The organism is Bacillus nitroreducens, from assembly GCF_964021195.1.
Window position 1 is genome coordinate 1,117,716 of the sequence record NZ_CAXHYI020000003.1, and the last position, 18,538, is coordinate 1,136,253.

At 36.8% G+C, this 18,538-nt stretch carries 18 protein-coding genes and 2 riboswitches; of the genes, 11 read left to right on the forward strand and 7 right to left on the reverse strand.

Annotated features, from left to right (window positions below):
* Positions 1-495: 495 nt before the first annotated feature.
* The gene (locus tag ACWPVE_RS09345; protein ID WP_453992704.1) at positions 496-2,232 is read left to right on the forward strand and encodes an endo-1,4-beta-xylanase; all 1,737 of its coding nucleotides are present in this window, start codon (positions 496-498) and stop codon (positions 2,230-2,232) included.
* Positions 2,233-2,476: 244 nt separating this feature from the next.
* Here ACWPVE_RS09345 and ACWPVE_RS09350 read toward each other — a convergent pair whose 3' ends face one another.
* Positions 2,477-2,956 (reverse strand): PAS domain-containing protein, encoded by a 480-nt coding sequence (locus ACWPVE_RS09350; protein WP_453992706.1) that lies wholly within the window; start codon positions 2,954-2,956, stop codon positions 2,477-2,479.
* A gap of 816 nt (positions 2,957-3,772) precedes the next feature.
* On the opposite strand from ACWPVE_RS09350, the gene ACWPVE_RS09355 reads away from it, so the two are divergent.
* The 5 genes from ACWPVE_RS09355 (at position 3,773) to ACWPVE_RS09375 (ending at position 9,542) form a co-directional block, all read left to right on the forward strand.
* Complete coding sequence (locus ACWPVE_RS09355; protein ID WP_453992708.1) at positions 3,773-4,324, forward strand: RNA polymerase sigma factor; 552 nt, start codon at positions 3,773-3,775, stop codon at positions 4,322-4,324.
* Entirely contained in the window at positions 4,324-5,991 is a 1,668-nt protein-coding gene (locus tag ACWPVE_RS09360) for a LolA family protein (RefSeq protein WP_453992710.1), read from the forward strand. Before ACWPVE_RS09355 ends, ACWPVE_RS09360 begins: the two co-directional genes overlap by 1 nt.
* Positions 5,992-6,319: 328 nt before the next feature.
* A complete protein-coding gene (locus ACWPVE_RS09365) occupies positions 6,320-7,123 on the forward strand; it encodes a fumarylacetoacetate hydrolase family protein (protein ID WP_453992712.1) in 804 nt (267 codons plus the stop codon).
* A gap of 168 nt (positions 7,124-7,291) precedes the next feature.
* The gene (locus ACWPVE_RS09370; RefSeq protein ID WP_453992714.1) at positions 7,292-8,632 is read left to right on the forward strand and encodes a cyclic 2,3-diphosphoglycerate synthase; all 1,341 of its coding nucleotides are present in this window, start codon (positions 7,292-7,294) and stop codon (positions 8,630-8,632) included.
* A gap of 160 nt (positions 8,633-8,792) precedes the next feature.
* Positions 8,793-9,542: an RluA family pseudouridine synthase gene (locus ACWPVE_RS09375; RefSeq protein WP_453992716.1), complete on the forward strand. Its 750-nt coding sequence runs from the start codon at positions 8,793-8,795 to the stop codon at positions 9,540-9,542.
* Here ACWPVE_RS09375 and ACWPVE_RS09380 read toward each other — a convergent pair.
* Both ACWPVE_RS09380 and ACWPVE_RS09385 read right to left on the reverse strand, forming a co-directional pair.
* A complete protein-coding gene (locus tag ACWPVE_RS09380; protein WP_453992718.1) occupies positions 9,464-9,769 on the reverse strand; it encodes an AzlD domain-containing protein in 306 nt (101 codons plus the stop codon). The genes ACWPVE_RS09375 and ACWPVE_RS09380 overlap by 79 nt on opposite strands.
* Positions 9,762-10,475 carry an AzlC family ABC transporter permease gene (locus ACWPVE_RS09385; RefSeq protein ID WP_453992719.1) on the reverse strand — a complete coding sequence of 238 codons (714 nt, stop codon included), beginning with the start codon at positions 10,473-10,475 and terminating at the stop codon, positions 9,762-9,764. Before ACWPVE_RS09385 ends, ACWPVE_RS09380 begins: the two co-directional genes overlap by 8 nt.
* 395 nt (positions 10,476-10,870) lie before the next feature.
* Between ACWPVE_RS09385 and ACWPVE_RS09390 the strand changes: the two genes are divergently transcribed.
* From ACWPVE_RS09390 to ACWPVE_RS09405, 4 genes are all read left to right on the forward strand, one after another.
* Positions 10,871-11,794 carry an EamA family transporter gene (locus ACWPVE_RS09390; RefSeq protein ID WP_453992721.1) on the forward strand — a complete coding sequence of 308 codons (924 nt, stop codon included), beginning with the start codon at positions 10,871-10,873 and terminating at the stop codon, positions 11,792-11,794.
* 89 nt (positions 11,795-11,883) lie between these two features.
* Positions 11,884-11,930: riboswitch (PreQ1 riboswitch) on the forward strand.
* Between the two features lie 123 nt (positions 11,931-12,053).
* Positions 12,054-12,554, forward strand: coding sequence for a preQ(1) synthase (queF, locus tag ACWPVE_RS09395; RefSeq protein ID WP_453992722.1), 501 nt, complete (start codon positions 12,054-12,056; stop codon positions 12,552-12,554).
* Between the two features lie 17 nt (positions 12,555-12,571).
* A riboswitch (PreQ1 riboswitch) is annotated at positions 12,572-12,615 on the forward strand.
* A gap of 46 nt (positions 12,616-12,661) precedes the next feature.
* Complete coding sequence (queC, locus tag ACWPVE_RS09400; RefSeq protein ID WP_453992724.1) at positions 12,662-13,342, forward strand: 7-cyano-7-deazaguanine synthase QueC; 681 nt, start codon at positions 12,662-12,664, stop codon at positions 13,340-13,342.
* Complete coding sequence (locus ACWPVE_RS09405; protein WP_453997440.1) at positions 13,342-13,884, forward strand: VUT family protein; 543 nt, start codon at positions 13,342-13,344, stop codon at positions 13,882-13,884. Before queC ends, ACWPVE_RS09405 begins: the two co-directional genes overlap by 1 nt.
* A gap of 319 nt (positions 13,885-14,203) precedes the next feature.
* On the opposite strand, the gene ACWPVE_RS09410 is transcribed toward ACWPVE_RS09405, so the two are convergent.
* Positions 14,204-15,091 (reverse strand): LysM peptidoglycan-binding domain-containing protein, encoded by an 888-nt coding sequence (locus tag ACWPVE_RS09410; RefSeq protein ID WP_453992727.1) that lies wholly within the window; start codon positions 15,089-15,091, stop codon positions 14,204-14,206.
* A gap of 240 nt (positions 15,092-15,331) precedes the next feature.
* Here ACWPVE_RS09410 and ACWPVE_RS09415 point away from each other — a divergent pair, with 240 nt between their 5' ends.
* Positions 15,332-15,670: a zinc ribbon domain-containing protein YjdM gene (locus ACWPVE_RS09415; RefSeq protein WP_453992729.1), complete on the forward strand. Its 339-nt coding sequence runs from the start codon at positions 15,332-15,334 to the stop codon at positions 15,668-15,670.
* Positions 15,671-15,731: 61 nt separating this feature from the next.
* Here the strand turns inward: ACWPVE_RS09415 and ACWPVE_RS09420 are convergent, their stop codons facing one another.
* From ACWPVE_RS09420 to ACWPVE_RS09430, 3 genes are all read right to left on the reverse strand, one after another.
* A complete protein-coding gene (locus ACWPVE_RS09420; protein WP_453992731.1) occupies positions 15,732-16,403 on the reverse strand; it encodes a methionine ABC transporter permease in 672 nt (223 codons plus the stop codon).
* Positions 16,378-17,418 carry a methionine ABC transporter ATP-binding protein gene (locus tag ACWPVE_RS09425; protein WP_453992733.1) on the reverse strand — a complete coding sequence of 347 codons (1,041 nt, stop codon included), beginning with the start codon at positions 17,416-17,418 and terminating at the stop codon, positions 16,378-16,380. The genes ACWPVE_RS09420 and ACWPVE_RS09425 overlap by 26 nt, the downstream gene beginning before the upstream one ends.
* Positions 17,419-17,697: 279 nt before the next feature.
* Entirely contained in the window at positions 17,698-18,528 is an 831-nt protein-coding gene (locus tag ACWPVE_RS09430; protein ID WP_453992735.1) for a MetQ/NlpA family ABC transporter substrate-binding protein, read from the reverse strand.
* Positions 18,529-18,538: the final 10 nt, after the last annotated feature.

Below are 18,538 nucleotides of genomic sequence, written 5' to 3' on the forward strand. Positions count from 1 at the left end.
GCTTTTTTAGTTGACGTTGTAAAAGGGAAAGTAACTATGCAGCCCAACAATGAGTTTCATTCCCTACCTAATAAGTAGTATGAGATGTTTCTAGTGAGGTTATAGTCAACACTTTGTTTGTTCGTTAGATGAACTAAGTTTCAAGTTTGGTCTACTTCCTAGTCAGATGTTGCAGAGACATAACTAAAGTAATGTGTCTGCGATAGAATCAATTCGAACCGCTCATAAATATTACATTTATAACCTTGCAACTAGTAATCCTTTAAAGGGATTCTATTAGATAAGGATTGAGATAAGGACTCACCAGGTGGTGGAATGCCATGACATAAGTCCAAACTAGTAAGAAGAAAGACTAATCGCTGAAAAAAGTAAGAATTAGGGTGAGAATTAAAAGAAAATATTTATGTTAAATGAAAGGACTAAACAATTATGAAAAAGTTGAAAAGGTTATTGTTTATTTGTTTGGTGGTTGTTCTTCTTGCAGGGGCTTTTACCATGCAGGTCTCGGCGAATACGGATCATAATGCTCTACAGACTGTTATAAATAAATTTGAGGCACTTGATGAGAAGGTATATTCGCCTGCAACGTACCGACTGGCCAAAATGGAATATGATAATGCAAAGGTTTTAATTGACGACCAAAACGCCAAGTCAGACGAAATCAATGATGCAATTAATGCTTTAAACAAACGTATCGCAGGACTGAAAGTCGCTAACGGTTCTGAGTCATTGTGGAAAAGCTATGAGGACTACTTCGAAATGGGCAACATTTATAGCGGTTCAGGAAACTTAGATTCAAATAATATTCGTGGCATGTTGACATCTACCCATTTCAACACTCTCACCGCAGAAAATCACATGAAGCCTGACAACCTTTCCAGTGGAGGCGCTGGACAGAAGGGGACTTTTAACATTTTTCCAGGGTCTAACCACGTCTCTGACCAGTTAGTTAGAGAAGCACAAGAAAGTGGAAAGAAGGTGCACGGACACGTCCTGGTGTGGCACAGTCAATCTCCAGACTGGATCAACGGGGGTACGAATGGCAACTACACGAGAGCACAGGCTAGAGAAAATATGGAGCGCTATATCAAAACCGTAGTCGAGCATTTTGACACCAATTATCCTGGTGTAATCACAACTTGGGACGTTGTCAATGAGGCATTCATTGATGGAATCTCAAGTATTCCTGAAGGAGCCAATTGGAAAGACTATCTTCGGGAAGGAAACCAAAGTGGTTGGTATAAGTCTTACAGCAACGGTATGGAAAAAGGCGAAGACCCGAGTGACTTTATCTATGATGCTTTCGTATTTGCCCGTAAATATACAGACGCCAAGTTATTCTACAACGATTTTAATCTGTATCAAGACGGCAAGTCAAAGATAGTCGCAATGATGGTGAAAGAACTCAACGAGCGGTACAAGAAAGAGTATCCAAATGATTCTCGCCAGTTAATTGAAGGAGTAGGGATGCAATCCCACAACTACATTATGGACACCCCACCTTCCAAAGTGGAAAATGGGATTCTTAATCTCTTAGCCGCTGGAGTTGATTTGATTATTAGTGAGCTTGATTTGTTTGCCTGGTTTCCTTGGAACGCAGAGCCTACTGGTACAGATTACATGGATTTGAGAGATCGTGGCCTTGAACATATAATCGGTGCAACAGGCAAAGAGGAACAGAGAAATTACTGGATTAATCGAGGCATCACAAACGGATCCGAGATTGAAGTGATTCAGGCCGAGGTTTTCGCCGAATACTTAAGAATTTATAAGAATTATGCAGCTAGTATTGACCGCGTTACATTCTGGGGTCTGAATGACAGTCAAAGTTGGAGAAGTGGACACAATCCGTTACTTTGGAACAGTGATTTTACACCGAAGGACGCTTTCTTTGCTGTGTCCGATCCCGAGGGCTACTTGGGCGTTGATCCTGTTCATGTTAAACCAATCCCTGCCCCTAAAGTTGCTGAGATTATCCTTGATTACAATGATGTAAAGCCAGCTTATAAAAATGGAAAAAAGGGTGGAAATTTTATCAGTGAGGTTGCCAGACTGATGGGTCCTAAGACAACTTTTTATAACGAGACGCAATCCATTAGAAAAGGAGAATTGGAATTATCCAATCCTGAATATAGGAAAGCAGTATTCAATTACCTTAAATCACATCCAGCGATGGAAGATAGAATTTTAATCATACCACCAGACACATTCTTTAGTAAAAATAAAAAATAAATTTACCAAAAGTGGTAATAAAGGATTCACACTAGATAAAGTAGTCCCCTTAGTTGGAGTTTCCACAGGGGACTACTTTAACATAAGGGTGCATTGTTCCAAAAGGGAATAATGCATGTTTATTTGGTATTCAATCAAACGAAGCGGGATTGATTATAAAGGACTTTCCTTAATTTTTATCATAGAAAGGCATATAGAATCAGTGAGATCCAATGTGCCCTTCAACGGATACTCAAAAAAACTTTTATTCAGGCATAACAGCTAAGAATTCATCAATCGTTTCAGGGGTGCGTTTCCCTTCTTTTCCTTTGAATAGATCGAGATTAATCGTTACATCCATACAACCAAGGTACGTTCCATTTTCATCACGTACTGCCATGAACTTTTGGTAAATTTGACCAGTTTCTTCACCAGAGCGTTTCGGAAACCAGAACTCCCATTCGTCGCGTGCTCCAGAACGGAAATCGGTCAACAACTTTTCAACGTGATGTGCCACTTTTGGATGGAGCTCAAGTACATGGCGACCAATTGCTTCTTTACGACGCCCATGGACACGGTTGGGATTATTTGAATACCAGTGAAAAATATCGTTAGCATCGCAAAAACCCATTTCAAAAGGTAATAGGTTGATAATGGAATCCAAAGTACTTGCTTTTATTGCACCACTTTCAAAATTAATGACAGCCTCAGGACTAATGAGTTCAGATAATTTTTCTTCAGCCATTTTACATTCTCCTTTATGAGATGAATATAATCGATTTCTAGGCGAATATTTTTAATTACAATAATAATGATAGCATTATACCTATTTCTTAATTGTGATTTATCTCACAAACAGGACTAGTAGTTGAGGGACTGAAAAGTAAAGGTATATATAACAGATGGAGGGTTTCACTTAGAAGCAGTCTAATTGATTAGGCTGTTTTTTAGTGTTTATTTGAGATGTATACATTAAGTGTAAATTGGGACTATAATTCCTAACCCTAATGTGAACAAATGTTTCGATGATATTGCAATAAGGAATTCATAAGGTTGAAGTGGAGAGTAGTTTTTGATTAGATAGGAGAATTTATATAGAGGAAAAGTAAAGGTTTAAAAGGCATAAAAAAAGACCTAATTAGAATAGCTCCTAATTGGGTCTTATCTGTTTAAACGTTTGTATGCATCTGCATAGAATTCAATGTTCTCTTGAATAAATTGTTTAATGAATTTTTTCATTTCGTTGTCCCCCTCTCTAACTTGTTACTTATATTATAGTTTCTCTATTGTCAATCATTCAATGTTTATGAAAACGGGAACAAAAGGCGGAAACGAGGGAAATACTGGAATGAAAGCGGTAAAAACTAATGAAATCGCAAAAATACTCAATTTTTCAACGATTTATGAATCTGTTTGAAAAAACAATCTAATAGTTTCTTCATTTACTCAACTTTTGGGTTAAAAGGTGTTTTTTATTTCAATAAACTGTAACGTTTTCGCTTTAATGAGCGTTTTTAATAGTGTGAAAAACCCTAGGCCAGGGAAAAAGGAGTTACGTCTTATGTCCGACATGAAACGCACCAATAGAGATGAACACGATACGGACTTACATTCCATTGAGGAGATTTGTTCTACCACTTGGGAAAAAATATATCGATTTATATATTTTAAAGTTCAAAATCGTGAAGAAGCTGAGGATATAACGCAAGAAACATATGTAAAAGCAATTCCGTTTTTGCAAAAAAGAAGCGTTCATCCAGAAAAATATAATGGTTATTTAAAAACTGTTGCCATGAATATACTTCGAGATCTATGGCGCAAAAAAAAGCGCAGAGGAACACATGTAAATCTAGATATAATCAATCCATTGGAACATGCGATGGATGACGCTACCGAAATAAGAGCACAGAGAATGGTAATTGAACAGGCACTACATCAGCTAAAGGAAGAGCACAGAACTGTAATAGAACTAAGGATCCTAGAAGGTTTTTCTGTAGCAGATACTGCAAAATTGATGGGCAAAACTGATGCAAACATACGCGTTATCCAATATCGAGCATTGCAAAAACTTTCCGAAATACTTAGTGCTCAAGAAGATGGGGGAATCAATTGATGAAAGACAAATACAAAATACTATCCGATTATATAGATAATTTGAATGCAGAACAAAAACCAAATGCACATGAAAACTCAAGAAATCATCAGGAATTAGACGATCTTTATCAGACGGTGAGAACAGTTCGTATCTTAAAAGAACCTAGTATGCCTGGGAAGGACTATCAGGAAACTTTAGTAAACACAGTTAAAAAGAAAACGAGTAGAAAGAACGGAAAATCTTCGAAAAAGAGAATGTGGATGACAAGTGTTTCAAGTATTGCTGCGATCTTGTTGTTTGCCATCGGAATTAGTTTCTTCTTTCCTTTCACAAACAACTCCGAAATCGTACATGCGATGGAGAAAGCGTATCAAGAAGTCAAGGCATATCATGGAAATCTAAAGATTGTAGAAACGAATGCTGACGGTGACTCGACAGCACAGGCAACATTGAATGTATGGGCTAATAAAGAAGGCCATTACTTTACAAGAGGTGAGCAGGGAGCAAATAAGGAGTTAGTAACAGTGAATAATGGAGAGAAGAAATGGCAGATTGTTCCCGATAAGAAGCAAGTAAAAGTCCTCGACACATTTCCTGATCCATATCGATTTACATTTGAACTTGGAAATGAAATTGAGGAAGTAAAACTTGCACTTTCTACAAAGGTTGTTGGGGAAGAATCAATTGAAGGAAGAGATACAACGATTCTGGAGGTAGTCCCACAAGGCGGAGAACCGTATCGAATATGGATTGATCAAGCAACGAATCTACCAATCCAAAAAGAAACAACAATGTACAATTCGATTCAATATAAAATAACGTTTACGGATTTCGAAGTAATTGAAGAGATTCCAAATGAATTACTGACGTATGATGTACCAGAGAATTATGAAGAAATAGTGTCAAATAATGAGCAAGTGTTAAATAATTGGACTGAGGCTATGGAATACATCACATTTACTCCTAAGTTAATAGATCATGTACCAACAGGATTCACTTTGGATAAAATAGCTGTTATACCTGAAGAGAGTGCTTTGAAACTTTATTACATGAATCCAACACAAAATCAAATAGTAACCCTAGTTCAAAAAAAGATAGCAGATGAATTTATCCCTAATTCCAATGCTATATTAGGTAAAGTCGATAACCAAGTGGCAGAAATTCTTTCTCCATTAAATGAAAGTAGTGAAAACCTTGCAGATTTTGGGCCGTATGCTCAAACAACAAACCTTCACTCGGTTAGGTGGCAAAAAGGAGATTTGGAGTATGAGATCGTAGGGAATTCGAAACTTGAGATCATGGCTGATTTCATTGAGAATCTGATAAGTGGAGAAGTGAATCTTCAACCAGACGAACAGACGAAGAAGGGGCAAATCGAAGTACCAGTCGATTTAGAGGTTGAGGAAAATGACCAGAAAAGCGCAGATTCTGGACATTCTGTATTCAAACTAGACCCAGTATTTACTGCTCAAGTTTTTGTAAGCCTGAAAATTTCACCTGAAGGTATTCAAGGTGAATATCCAATAAAGGAAACAGACTTGCATATGATTGAAAATACAGGCAAAGAAGCAATTGTGGAAGTGATTAGAGAGAAAACACCAATAAAAAGGGTTTACCTAAAGAGGCTAATAAGACAGGATTCAACTGGAATTTGGACAGTTGTAGGATATGATCCCATCAAATAAAATAGCGAACGTCGTTTATCGATAACAAGGAAACAGGTAATCATTGCGATTACCTGTTTTAACATTCCCTGAAAGGATAGGGAAAGGTAACTATGAGGAAAACGGTAAAAAAAGCAAAATCACCTAAAATTAGATAACTCTATAAAAAAATACTCGTCATGAAACTTATGAACAAAATAAAAAGTATGTATTTTATTCCCATTATGCGAAATGATTGACCCGTTGCTGTCTCTGTGTTACCTTTTTAGTAAAATAAAGCGTTTACATAAACGGAGATAACAGATTTATAGAGTGAAAAGGAGCATTAGTATATCTGGAGGTGGTTGTTGTGAGCAAAAAGATTTTACAAAGAAAGCAAACGATCATTCGTTATCGGAATCTATATGATGAAGTGCGTTTTGGAATCGTAGAAGATGGAGAGATTTTACAATTAAACAGCACCTTTCAAGAAATTATAAATAATCAGTTAGAATTTGATGGTCCGAAAGTTAAGATCGAAGAGGTAAAGATTTTAGAGCCAGTACAACCGAATAAGATTATTAATTTTGGCTGGACATATGCTGAACATGCAAAAGAGACAGGAGGACAAGCCAATCTTAAAGAACCTTTCTTATTTTTAAAACCTACAACCTCATTGATCCCAAACGAAGGGGAAATTATTCTTCCTTCTCCTAATTTAACAAATCAGGTAGAGATGGAGGGGGAAGTGGCACTTATTATAGGGAAACGCGGGAAGGATATTAAGGAGGAAGAGGCATTAGATTATGTGTTTGGTTGTACGGTATTCAACGATGTAACGGCTAGAGACCTGACAAAAACGGATCCCCAATTCACACGGGGCAAAGGTTTCGATACATTTGGGCCGTTGGGTCCTTGGATTGTAACAGGTTTAGATCCTACGAATCTAAAAATCATAACAACTCTAAATGGAAAAGTTGTACAAGAAGGTAATACGAATCAAATGTCTCTATCTATACCATATCTTATTAGTTGGGTTTCAAAGGTGATGACATTGGAGCCTGGAGATGTTTTAGCTACTGGTTCTCCTTCTGGTAGTTGTCCAATGAAGTCAGGAGATGTTGTAACTGTGGAAGTTGAGAGCATAGGGACATTACGTAATTATGTAAAATAATAAATAGTTTCATAAGTATACAAAAAAACGGCTTAGAATAGCCGTTTTTATTATGTATTTAATGTTAAAATTCTATTTTAATAAATTCTATCACAAAAAAAGTTTGTATTATTATGCATTCGGGATTATAATTATAAATAACTTATTGCAATTATAGGAGAGAGTGCTATGAAAAGAAAGAATATTATTATTATAGGTGCGGCAGGAAGAGATTTTCATAACTTTAATACATTTTATAGAAATAATAATGAATATAATGTTGTTGCGTTTACAGCAACACAAATTCCAGATATAGATGGACGTAAATATCCAAGCGAATTAGCGGGTGAACTTTACCCAGAGGGTATTCCTATTTATTCACAAGAACAATTACCAGAATTGATTAAAGAATTACATGTGGACGAATGTGTTTTTGCGTATAGTGATGTGAGTTACGAAAGTGTAATGGGTGTTGGTGCAATTGTGAATGCAGCAGGTGCTAACTTCAAATTGCTGGGACCAAACAGCACAATGTTAAAGAGCAATAAACCAGTTATTTCTGTATGTGCAGTGCGTACTGGTACAGGAAAAAGCCAAACGTCAAGAAAAGTAATTGAAACATTACTTGAACAAAATTTAAAAGTCGTTGCTGTAAGACACCCAATGCCATATGGTGATTTAAATGCACAGCGTGTTCAGCGCTTTGCGACAGTGGAAGATTTAAAAGAGCATAATTGTACGATTGAGGAAATGGAAGAATATGAACCACATGTGGCTCGAGGAAATATTATTTATGCTGGTGTAGATTATGCGGATATTCTGGCAGCTGCTGAGAATGATCCAGATGGCTGTGACGTCATCCTATGGGATGGAGGAAATAATGATTTCTCATTCTTCGAACCAGACTTAGCGATTACTGTGTTGGACCCACATCGTCCAGGCCATGAGCTTAAATACTATCCTGGTGAAGTATGCCTAAGAACAACTGATGTAGCGATTATTAACAAAGTGGACAGCGCTACAGAAGAAGCGATTCAAACTGTTGAAAACAATATAAAATTTGCAAGCCCAAATAGCACGATTATTAAAGCAGAATCTAAAATTACAGTTGATCAACCTGAAAGTATTAAAGGAAAACGTGTGTTAATCGTTGAAGATGGACCGACATTAACACATGGAGAAATGAAGCTTGGTGCAGGTGTGGTTGCAGCTGAACGATTAGGAGCAGCGGAAATTATTGACCCACGTCCGTTTGCAGTAGGATCATTAGTTGAAACGTTTAATAAATATAAACATGTTGAAAATGTCCTACCTGCCATGGGATATGGCGAACAGCAATTAAAGGATCTTGAAGAAACGATTAATAAGGCTGACTGTGATGCTGTGATCATTGGAACACCGATTGATTTATCACGCGTTATTTCTATTAATAAACCATGTACTCGTGTTCACTACGATCTAGATGAAATTAGTAGTCCAAATTTAAAAGATATCTTAAACGACTTTATCAAAGAGCATAAGCTTGTTTAATAGATTTTCCAAAAAAGACTAGCGACAGATTGTTTTGTTGCTAGTTTTTTTATGATATTAATCATGGGATTTATACATATAAAGGATATACGGGCAATTAGTGATTACTCATTTAAAATGATATGATAGATGCAATATGCCTTAAGGAGAAGAGTAATCTATGAAAATCCCAGTATTATTTGAGGATAATCACCTGCTTTTAGTAGAAAAGCCAATGAATATCCCTGTGCAAGCAGATAGTAGTGGAGACCTTGATTTGTTAACAATCTTAAAAAATGATTTAAAAATACGATATCAAAAGCCTGGAAATGTTTATTTGGGACTTGTACATCGACTAGACCGTCCAGTTGGAGGTGCCATGGTATTTGCTAAAACGTCTAAGGCAGCTTCTCGATTATCAGATTTGATTCGTAGACATGTGATAGAACGTAATTATTTTGCAGTTGTTCATGGAACTCCTAAAAAGAAGAGGGGACAACTCGTGCATTATCTTCATAAGGATAAACGGAAGAATCAGGTGTTTGTTGTTTCTTCTCATCATCCAAATGGTAAGAAAGCAGTACTAGATTATGAGATTATAGAGTCGAAAAAAGGATTCAGTCTGCTGTCTGTGAATCTCCACACGGGGAGACCGCATCAAATCCGAGTTCAGTTATCGGCAATGGGAAATCCCATTTTTGGGGATCAAAAATATGGGGAACACCTAAATAGGTCAGGTCAGCAGCTTGCACTTTGGGCCCATTCGCTTTGTTTTGACCATCCTGTTAAGAAGGAACCATTAGGGGTATATTCATTACCGCCTAATAGTCATCCTTGGAATTTATTTCAAACTCAGTATAAGAAGAGTTCCACTAGAAAAACCGATAAACATGCCAAGAGTGCAACACTTACTAAGCTTGCGCCCCAGTAGGCAAAAAGAATCGCAATAATAAAGCCAACTAAGGCAGACCAGGGTGATGCAGTTGCATCTAATATAGCTGGGAAAACCATTACAGCTAAAGTCACATATGGGACATAGTATAAAAACGAACGGATATAGACATTTTTAATTTCTTTTCTGACAAGTGTAAGTGGCAAAACTCGAATGAGATAGGTTACAATGGCCATTACTACGATATAACTAATAGTACTATTCATATGTATTCTCCTTTATCGGAAAGACAAATGCTGCGATACCTGCTATTAAGATTGTTAGAATAATAATCTTAACACCTGATGAGATGGACGATAGTGTTGGCAGTGCTGAAAAGACAAGGCTTAGTATCATCGAAGTGACAATCAGCCCTAAAAGAATTTTATTCTCTTTTGCTGGTGGGATTATCACTGCAAGTAACATTCCGAACAGTGCAATACTTAATGCACTAATTAATCTTGGAGGTAGAATATTACCTGAAAGAACCCCAAACAAGGTCCCTAAAGCCCATCCTGGCACGGCGGCACTCATCACACCGTATGCGTAATAAGGGCTAAGCTTTCCAGGAACTGCAACGGATAACCCAAATACCTCATCCGTAATTCCGTATGCCATGACAGTGCGATGGAAAAAGGATGTGTTTGGATCAATCTTTTGAGAAAGGGCAAACGACATTAAAAAATATCTAGAGTTGATAATCAGCTGGGCGATAGCGAGTTCTAAGATTGTTGCGGCACCAGCAATAAGGGTGAGCCCAGCAAACTGTCCAGCTGATGTCAAATTAGTTATAGACATAAATACCGCTTCAAACGGATTCAGCCCAGCTTGTTTGGCAAGAATACCAAAGGTAAACGAAACGGTAAAATAACCAATTGCAATTGGAATTCCATTCGTTAGCCCACTCTTCCATTCCTGTATATTTGATTTCATTTTCTCTCCTCCATTAAAATATAAATGAGGTTTTATATTAATATACTAATAACCTTATATTTTTGCTAGATTTACCAGCTATTTTACTTTTTATAAAATCCTGATGAATCAGATACAATCATAACTATAAAAGTTTTTTGGAATGAGTAGTTTTTTATAATAAGCATGTACCGGTAGAAAAGTTTAAACTGGAATGTTATTTTAATAACAAATAGAGAATGCCACTCTGAAAAATACTTATTGACAAAAATACATGGCTGATTCTATACTGAAGTGGAAATGAATACTAAAACTTTTTAGTTGTGGATTTTTCTAGAACTATTCTATTTTCGCCACACAATTTTCCTGTTGGGAGTTGTGTGGCTTTTTGTTATGTAAAAAGGGAGGGAAAGGTGTTGAAATCTTGGCATTATGCATTAATTGTGTTTTTGGGTGGATGTTGTTACGGAGTCTTATCGACATTTGTTAAACTGGCTTACTCAGCTAACTTTTCAACTTCTCATGTGACTGGAGGGCAATTCTTTTTCGGGGCAGTCCTTATTTGGATTTTCTTTCTTTTTACGAAAAAGAAAAAATTAACTTTTCAACAAATCTTAAAAATTGTAATAGCGGGTATTCCATTTGGCTTAACTGGTATTTTTTATTATCAATCCCTGCTGAGGCTCGAAGCCTCCTTAGCTATCATCTTTTTATTTCAATTTGTCTGGATTGGGACACTTTTTGAATGGTTTTTTTATAAAAAACGGCCTACCAAAGAAAAGCTTGTCTCCATTATTATACTCCTAATTGGTTCAGCCTTAGCTGCAAACATTGTTTCACAAGAGGGGACCATCCCTTCATGGGAAGGAATACTTTGGGGCTTACTAGCTTCTCTTTCATTTACAACTTCAATTTTTGTAAGTGGTTCAATTGAGAAGGATACCCCACCAGTACAAAAAAGTGCGCTCATGTCTACTGGTTCTTTAATAGTTGTCTTTACTTTATATCCACCCACATTTTTATTTGATTTCTCAGTCCTATCGGGTGTGGCACCATATGGGCTGTTACTTGGATTATTTGGTGTGGCTCTTCCACCACTGTTGTTTTCAATTGGGATGCCACATATTGGACCAGGACTTGGGACGATTTTAGTTGCTTCCGAACTGCCAGTAGCCGTTACCTTGTCTTCATTCATTTTATTAGAGCAAGTGAGTTGGATCCAGTGGATAGGAGTTGTGCTCATATTAGGTGGTATTATTAGGGGAAATATTGGGCTTGGTCATCGTAAGAAAAAATCTGTTGACCATGAAAATGTTACGAATCAAAAGGTGGGACAGTAAAACTGTCCTGTGTTCCATAAAAATTTTCCATTTGACGTTCTTGATTCAATGTTATATATTGAACTGAGATAAAGAATGCCCAGTCGCATACGGGAGAGGTTCATAGCTGATACCCTCTATAAAAAACTATGGAAACATGACAAATGCCATGTCCATATTGGATATGGTTTTTTCTGTTTTAACATATGTATTTTTTATAGAATGATTGGCGATACCTCTCTTGAGAATGCTTGGGAAACATTTGCAAGGAGGTTTTTTTATGTCTGGCCGAAGCCACGAAGAAGGATTAAAGGACTTGACATTATTAGGTAATCAAAATACACAATATTTATTTCAATATGCACCAGAAATACTTGAGGCAGTAGATAATCTCCATTCAAATCGTGATTACTTTGTGAAATTTAATTGCCCTGAGTTCACTAGTCTTTGTCCACTTACTCATCAACCTGATTTTGCGACAATATATATATCATATATACCTGATAAAAAACTTGTTGAAAGTAAATCATTAAAGTTATATTTATTTAGCTTTAGAAACCATGGGGATTTCCATGAAGATTGTGTCAACATTATCATGAATGATTTAATTAAACTTCTCGACCCTAGATACATCGAGGTATGGGGTAAATTTACACCACGTGGAGGTATCTCAATTGATCCATGGTGTAACTACGGAAAGCCTGGAACGAAATATGAAGAAATGGCAAATCATCGATTAATGAACCATGATTTGAACCCAGAAAAAATAGATAATCGTTAATAAGAAATTTACAAATGAAGAAAGAGGTTTTTAGCTACCCTCTTAAAAAAACTAAGGAAACAGCACTTTTCTTAGAGTGCTGTTTTTGCGTAAAAGGTGGTCAAATGATGAAGCGGGAAAAAGCAATCGTTGTCTTTAGTGGTGGTCAGGATAGCACAACATGTCTTTTTTGGGCAAAAAAGCGTTATGAAGAGGTTGAAGCGGTAACGTTTAATTATGGTCAAAAACACCATCTTGAAATCGAATGTGCGAAGGAAATTGCAGCTGAGCTCGGAGTCAAACATCATATTCTCGATATGTCACTCCTGAATCAGCTTGCCCCAAACGCCTTAACACGACAAGAAATTAAGGTAGAAGAGGGAACGGATGGCGAGTTACCATCTACTTTTGTGCCTGGACGAAATCTACTCTTCCTTTCATTCGCAGGTGTGTTAGCTCGTCAAGTAGGTGCAAAGTACATCGTGACAGGAGTTAGCGAGACAGATTTTAGTGGTTATCCTGATTGCCGAGACATTTTTATGAAATCATTAAATGTAACGTTAAATTTATCGATGGATGATACATTTGTAATTGAAACACCGTTAATGTGGCTGAACAAAGCACAGACTTGGGAGCTTGCTGATCAGCTTGGAGCATTGGAATTTGTTCGCGAAAGAACGTTAACTTGTTACAACGGTATTATGGCAGATGGCTGTGGGGAATGCCCAGCTTGTAAACTACGAAAAAAGGGACTTGAAGATTTCTATTTAGCGAAATCAAATACTCAACATAGAGGAGACATCATATGATGAGAATACTATTTTATTTGTTATCGATTGTTGCCGCGAATGTGGTAACTGCAGCACTTGCTCCTTTACAGTTTGGAATTTTCATTGTTCCCATGGGTACGCTGTTAGTTGGAGCAACTTTTATTCTTAGGGACCTTGTACAAAATAAATATGGGAGATCAAAAACGTATTTATTTATTTTTATTGCATTAGTTTTATCCGCATTGGTATCGTTCATGCTAGGAGATACACTATTAATCGTTGTGGCTTCAGCCGTTTCATTCGTTGTATCTGAATCTGCAGACACAGAAATTTATACGAGATTAAGACTACCAATCGCTTGGCGCGTATTTTATAGTGGAATCGTTGGGGGATTTCTGGACTCTGTTATATTCGTGATCATTGGTTTAAGTCCACTTGGTGCGAATATTCTACCTTGGGAAGCCGTACCAGCTGCTATATTAGGACAAATTATCGTGAAGACAATCATTCAAATGATTGGAGCACTTATTTTAAACCAGGTTCGATTGAAACATTTGGACCATGCGGAAATGATTAAATAAAAGTTTATAAAGCCACGTTTCATGGTTTTAAAGAGTGTAGACAAAGTCAAACATGACTTTGTCTACACTCTTTTTTATAGGAAACGCTAGTAAGATTCACTTTCCCAGACTGTCTTGAAAACGCTTGTCAGACAAGATGCGCTCACCGAACGAAGACGCGAATAGAAGTTGCCTTCATGAGCGGACGAGTGAGGTTGGCAACGAAGGATGCGAGCGTTTGTTAACAGTCTGAAAGCCACGTTTTGTGGCTTTTTTATAGTAGATTAAAAACACTGCAAAATTAGCTATGCAGTGTTCTAATCTGTAATTCTTAATTTCACTAGTCTAAGATAGTTACCTTAACTTCTTTTACACCGAAATTGATCGCATCTTGTTTGTTTGGAATAAATACATCAATTTTCTTTCCTTTAATGGCTCCACCAGTATCTCCAGCAATAGCCTCTCCATAACCTTCTACATGTACTTTGCTACCAAGAGGGATAACGGATGGGTCAACTGAAATGACTTTCGCATTTGGGTTTTCTAATAGGTTTATTCCAGTTGATGTAATACCAGAACAACCGTCACATGTAGCCGTATAAGCTGTAGCAGTTACGGTAATTTCTTTTGCATTTGCTTCAGTTGACGTAGTTTGGTTATTTTCCTTCTTAGGCTCTTCAACTTTGTTTGTTTCTTTCTTTGATTCTTCTGTTTTACTAATTTCCTTTGGTGTGACTGTTGCAGGTTTTACAGGTGTACTTTTTGTTTGTTTTTCAGGAGTTGTAACTGTGTTAGTCTTTTCTTTTACTACTGCTGCAGTTGTTTGTGTTGGTTTTGCTGTTTTTGCAGGTTTTGCAGTAGCAACGGTTTTTGCTCCTTCAAAGATTACTAGATTTAACCCAGGATGGATAAGATCTGTATGTAACTGATTCCATTCTTGAATTTGTGATACTGTAACTTGATATTCTCTTGCAATGTCCCATAATGTATCTGCTTGCTTCACTGTATATTGTTTTGGTGCTGCTACGTTTAGAATATCACCTGGGTGAATAAGATCAGTAGATAGTTGATTCACCATTTTAATATTTTTTACGGATGTATTATTTTCGCGAGATAGATCCCAAAGAGTATCGCCTTTTTCTACGGTAATATTTGACGCTTGTACATTTGCGCCTACTGTTAATGAGAGTGCTGTACCTGCCAAAATGGTAAATATTTTTTTAAGCATTCTTTTACCCTCCAATTTCTTTAGTTGCTAATTTTAACTAATCGTAACATAGATTTTCTGTAGAAAAAGAACAAGGAAGTGTTAATTTGGTTTCATCCGTGGCAATTATATTGCAAAAGTATTTCAAAGGATGATTGTTCAAACTAACTACGGATGACTTTTATCCTGCTTTTAAAAAATGGAGTGGAAAGTATGTTAATATATATTTGAAGATTTGAATATTTACAAGGAGGAAATGTAGTGAGTAATCTACCAAATTGTCCAAAGTGTAATTCAGAATATACATATGAGGATGGGGCGCTTTACGTTTGTCCAATGTGTAGCCATGAGTGGTCGTTAGAAGCAGATGCTGAAACAAATGAAGATAAAATGATTGTCAAAGATGCAAATGGCAATTTATTAAATGATGGGGATACCGTAACTGTTATAAAAGATCTTAAGGTAAAAGGAAGCTCATCTGTTCTCAAGCAAGGCACTAAAGTGAAAAATATCCGATTAGTAGAAGGAGACCATAACATCGATTGTAAAATTGATGGTTTTGGACCGATGAAATTGAAATCTGAGTTTGTTAAAAAGTAATACGATCGATTGCATTCATAAAAAAACCTAGCTTGCGCTAGGTTTTTATAAAATACAATTATTAATCTTTTTTTAATCGTGCTGCAATACGATTTCCTGCTGATTGTAGTCCTTGGACAAGGATGATTAAAAGGATAACCGTTATATACATAACATCGACTTCATAACGAAGATGTCCATAACGATAGGCAAGGTCACCAAGCCCTCCACCGCCAACTAAACCAGCCATGGCTGTAGCACCAATTAATCCTATTGTAGCAATTGTTAAACCGAGAACGATAGATGAACGTGATTCTCTAACTAAGACATGAAAAATGATATGTCTTGTTTTTATTCCCATTGCTTCATAAGCTTCAATTACACCACGGTCCACTTCTAATAAAGCCGTTTCCATTAATCGTGCAATATAAGGTGCGGTGTATACCACTAAAGGAACAATGACTCCTTTAACACCGATTGATGTACCTACAATTAACTTTGTAAAAGGAAGAATAAAGAACAATAGGATAATAAATGGAATGGAACGAATGATGTTAATAATAACATTTAATACTTGGTAGACATATTTATTCCCCAAAGCTTTTCCTGGTCGAGTTACAACTAGTAAGATCCCGAGTGGTAATCCGATTAATATAGAAAAAGCTAGAGAAATTCCTACCATTTGAAAGGTTTGGAGTGTAGACTCCCATAAATCAGTACCCCAAAGCTCAAGAAACTCGTTTATTTTTTCCATCTTCTATATTCACTCCTTCTACCAGTACCTGTTGTTCTTTTAAGAATGAGACTGCTTTTTCAATTTCTTTGACATCACCTTTTAAGTGAATCAAGAGCTGGCCAAATGACTCGTCTTTTAATTGAGTAATGCTTCCTGATAGGATGTTCGGAAACACATCAAATTTTTTACTAATCAAAGCAAGTGTGGGTTCCCCTGAAGATTCTCCAAAGAAAGATAGGGAAACGACATGACCCGTTTCTTTCAACTTTGTCAGCATTTCATTAGGGATATTATGTGAAAATAGGCTATTTACAAATTTTTTGGTTGTTGCATGTTGTGGAGAAGTGAAGATGTCTCTTGTTTTTCCTTCTTCAATCACTTCACCATTTTCCATGACTGCGACACGATCACAAATTCGTTGTATGACATTCATTTCATGGGTAATGAGTAAAATCGTTATTCCCAGTTCACGATTAATTTTTAATAATAAATCAAGAATGGCTTCTGTAGTATCGGGGTCTAGGGCGCTAGTCGCTTCATCACTTAAGAGGACTTCAGGTTCATGAGAAAGTGCACGTGCTATAGCAACTCTCTGCTTTTGTCCACCCGATAGTTCAGAAGGGTAGGAGTGATGTTTTTCTTCAAGTCCAACAATCTTCAAATATTTTGTTACTCTTTCTTCAACCTGCTGCTTGCTTAAGCCAGTTAATTTAAGTGGAAGAGCGATGTTTTCATAAACAGTAGCTGTTTTCAATAAATTAAACCCTTGAAAAATCATGCCGATTTTACCGCGAGCTTCACGAAGTTTTCTAGGCGATAACTTTGTTAAATCCACATTATTGACGAGTACAGATCCTGTATCAGGTTTTTCTAATAAGTTCACGCACCGAATGAGCGTACTTTTACCTGCACCACTATATCCAATGACACCATATATTTCGCCTTTTTTAACTGAAATTGAAACATCTTTTAATGCATCAATTGAACCTTTTTTTCCAGTAAAACTTTTCGAGATTCCAGTTAGTTCGATCATTTGCAAGGTCACTCCTTATTTATTCAAATGCGCCGTGGTGTATTTGTGCCCAGTTTTTAGGCCCACACATTGTGGGTCACAAAGACGTTGCCACAGGAAGTGGCATTCTTATTCTGAGTTCCTTTCGGTTGGGGCTTGCTCCTATCCAATTGTAGACCTATTCTTCATTCATCTCCCTTATTAAAGTAGGGGAGTTTCTACTCAAATAAAGTTAAGCCATATTAGCATGAAAGGAGCGATTATTAACAAATCGCTCCATTTGCAAAAAAATTATATTTTTTACCAAGAAGGAATAAGAGAACCTTCAAATTCCTCTTCTATATACTTCTTGATTTCGTCTGAATGATAATATTTTAGAAGCTTTTCAATGGCTTCATCATCTTTATTTTCTGTTCTAACAGCGATTAGGTTAGCAAAAGGTGAATCCTTCGATTCCATAAAAATAGCATCTTTTGCAGGAACAAATCCTGCTTCCATTGCAAAGTTAGTGTTAATAGCAGCTGCTGCTAGTTCATCTAATTGGCGAGCAATTTGTGCTGAATCTAGTTCTATGAATTCGTAATTATTAGGGTTTTCAACAATATCTCGTACAGTTGCATTTAGGCCAGAACCTTCTTTTAATTTAAGTAATCCAGCTTTTTCAAATAATAAAAGGGCACGTCCGCTATTGGTGGGGTCACTTGGTAATCCGATTTTTGCACCGTCACTAAGTTCACTAATATCTTTGATGGCTGTCGAGTAAATTCCCATTGGGAAAGTAATGGTATCGGCCACTTTAACAAGGTCTAGATTACGGTCTTCTTTCATTGCTTCAAAGAATGGTTCTGTTTGGAAGCTGTTCATATCAATCTCTTTTTCATCTAAAGCAACGTTAGGCATTACATAGTCTGTGAATACTTTAATCTCAATTTCTAATCCATCTTTTGCAGCGAGTTCTTTTACTTTCTCTGTAATTTGCTCATGTGGACCAGCTGTCACTCCTATAAGCAGTTTGCCGTCACTTAGGAGGCCTTCTGCATTTTCCGACTTGGACTCATTTGAATCGTTACCGCAAGCAGCTAGGATCGAAATGAGTAATACTACCGCACTAGTTAATAACCATTTTTTCATGTGTAATTCC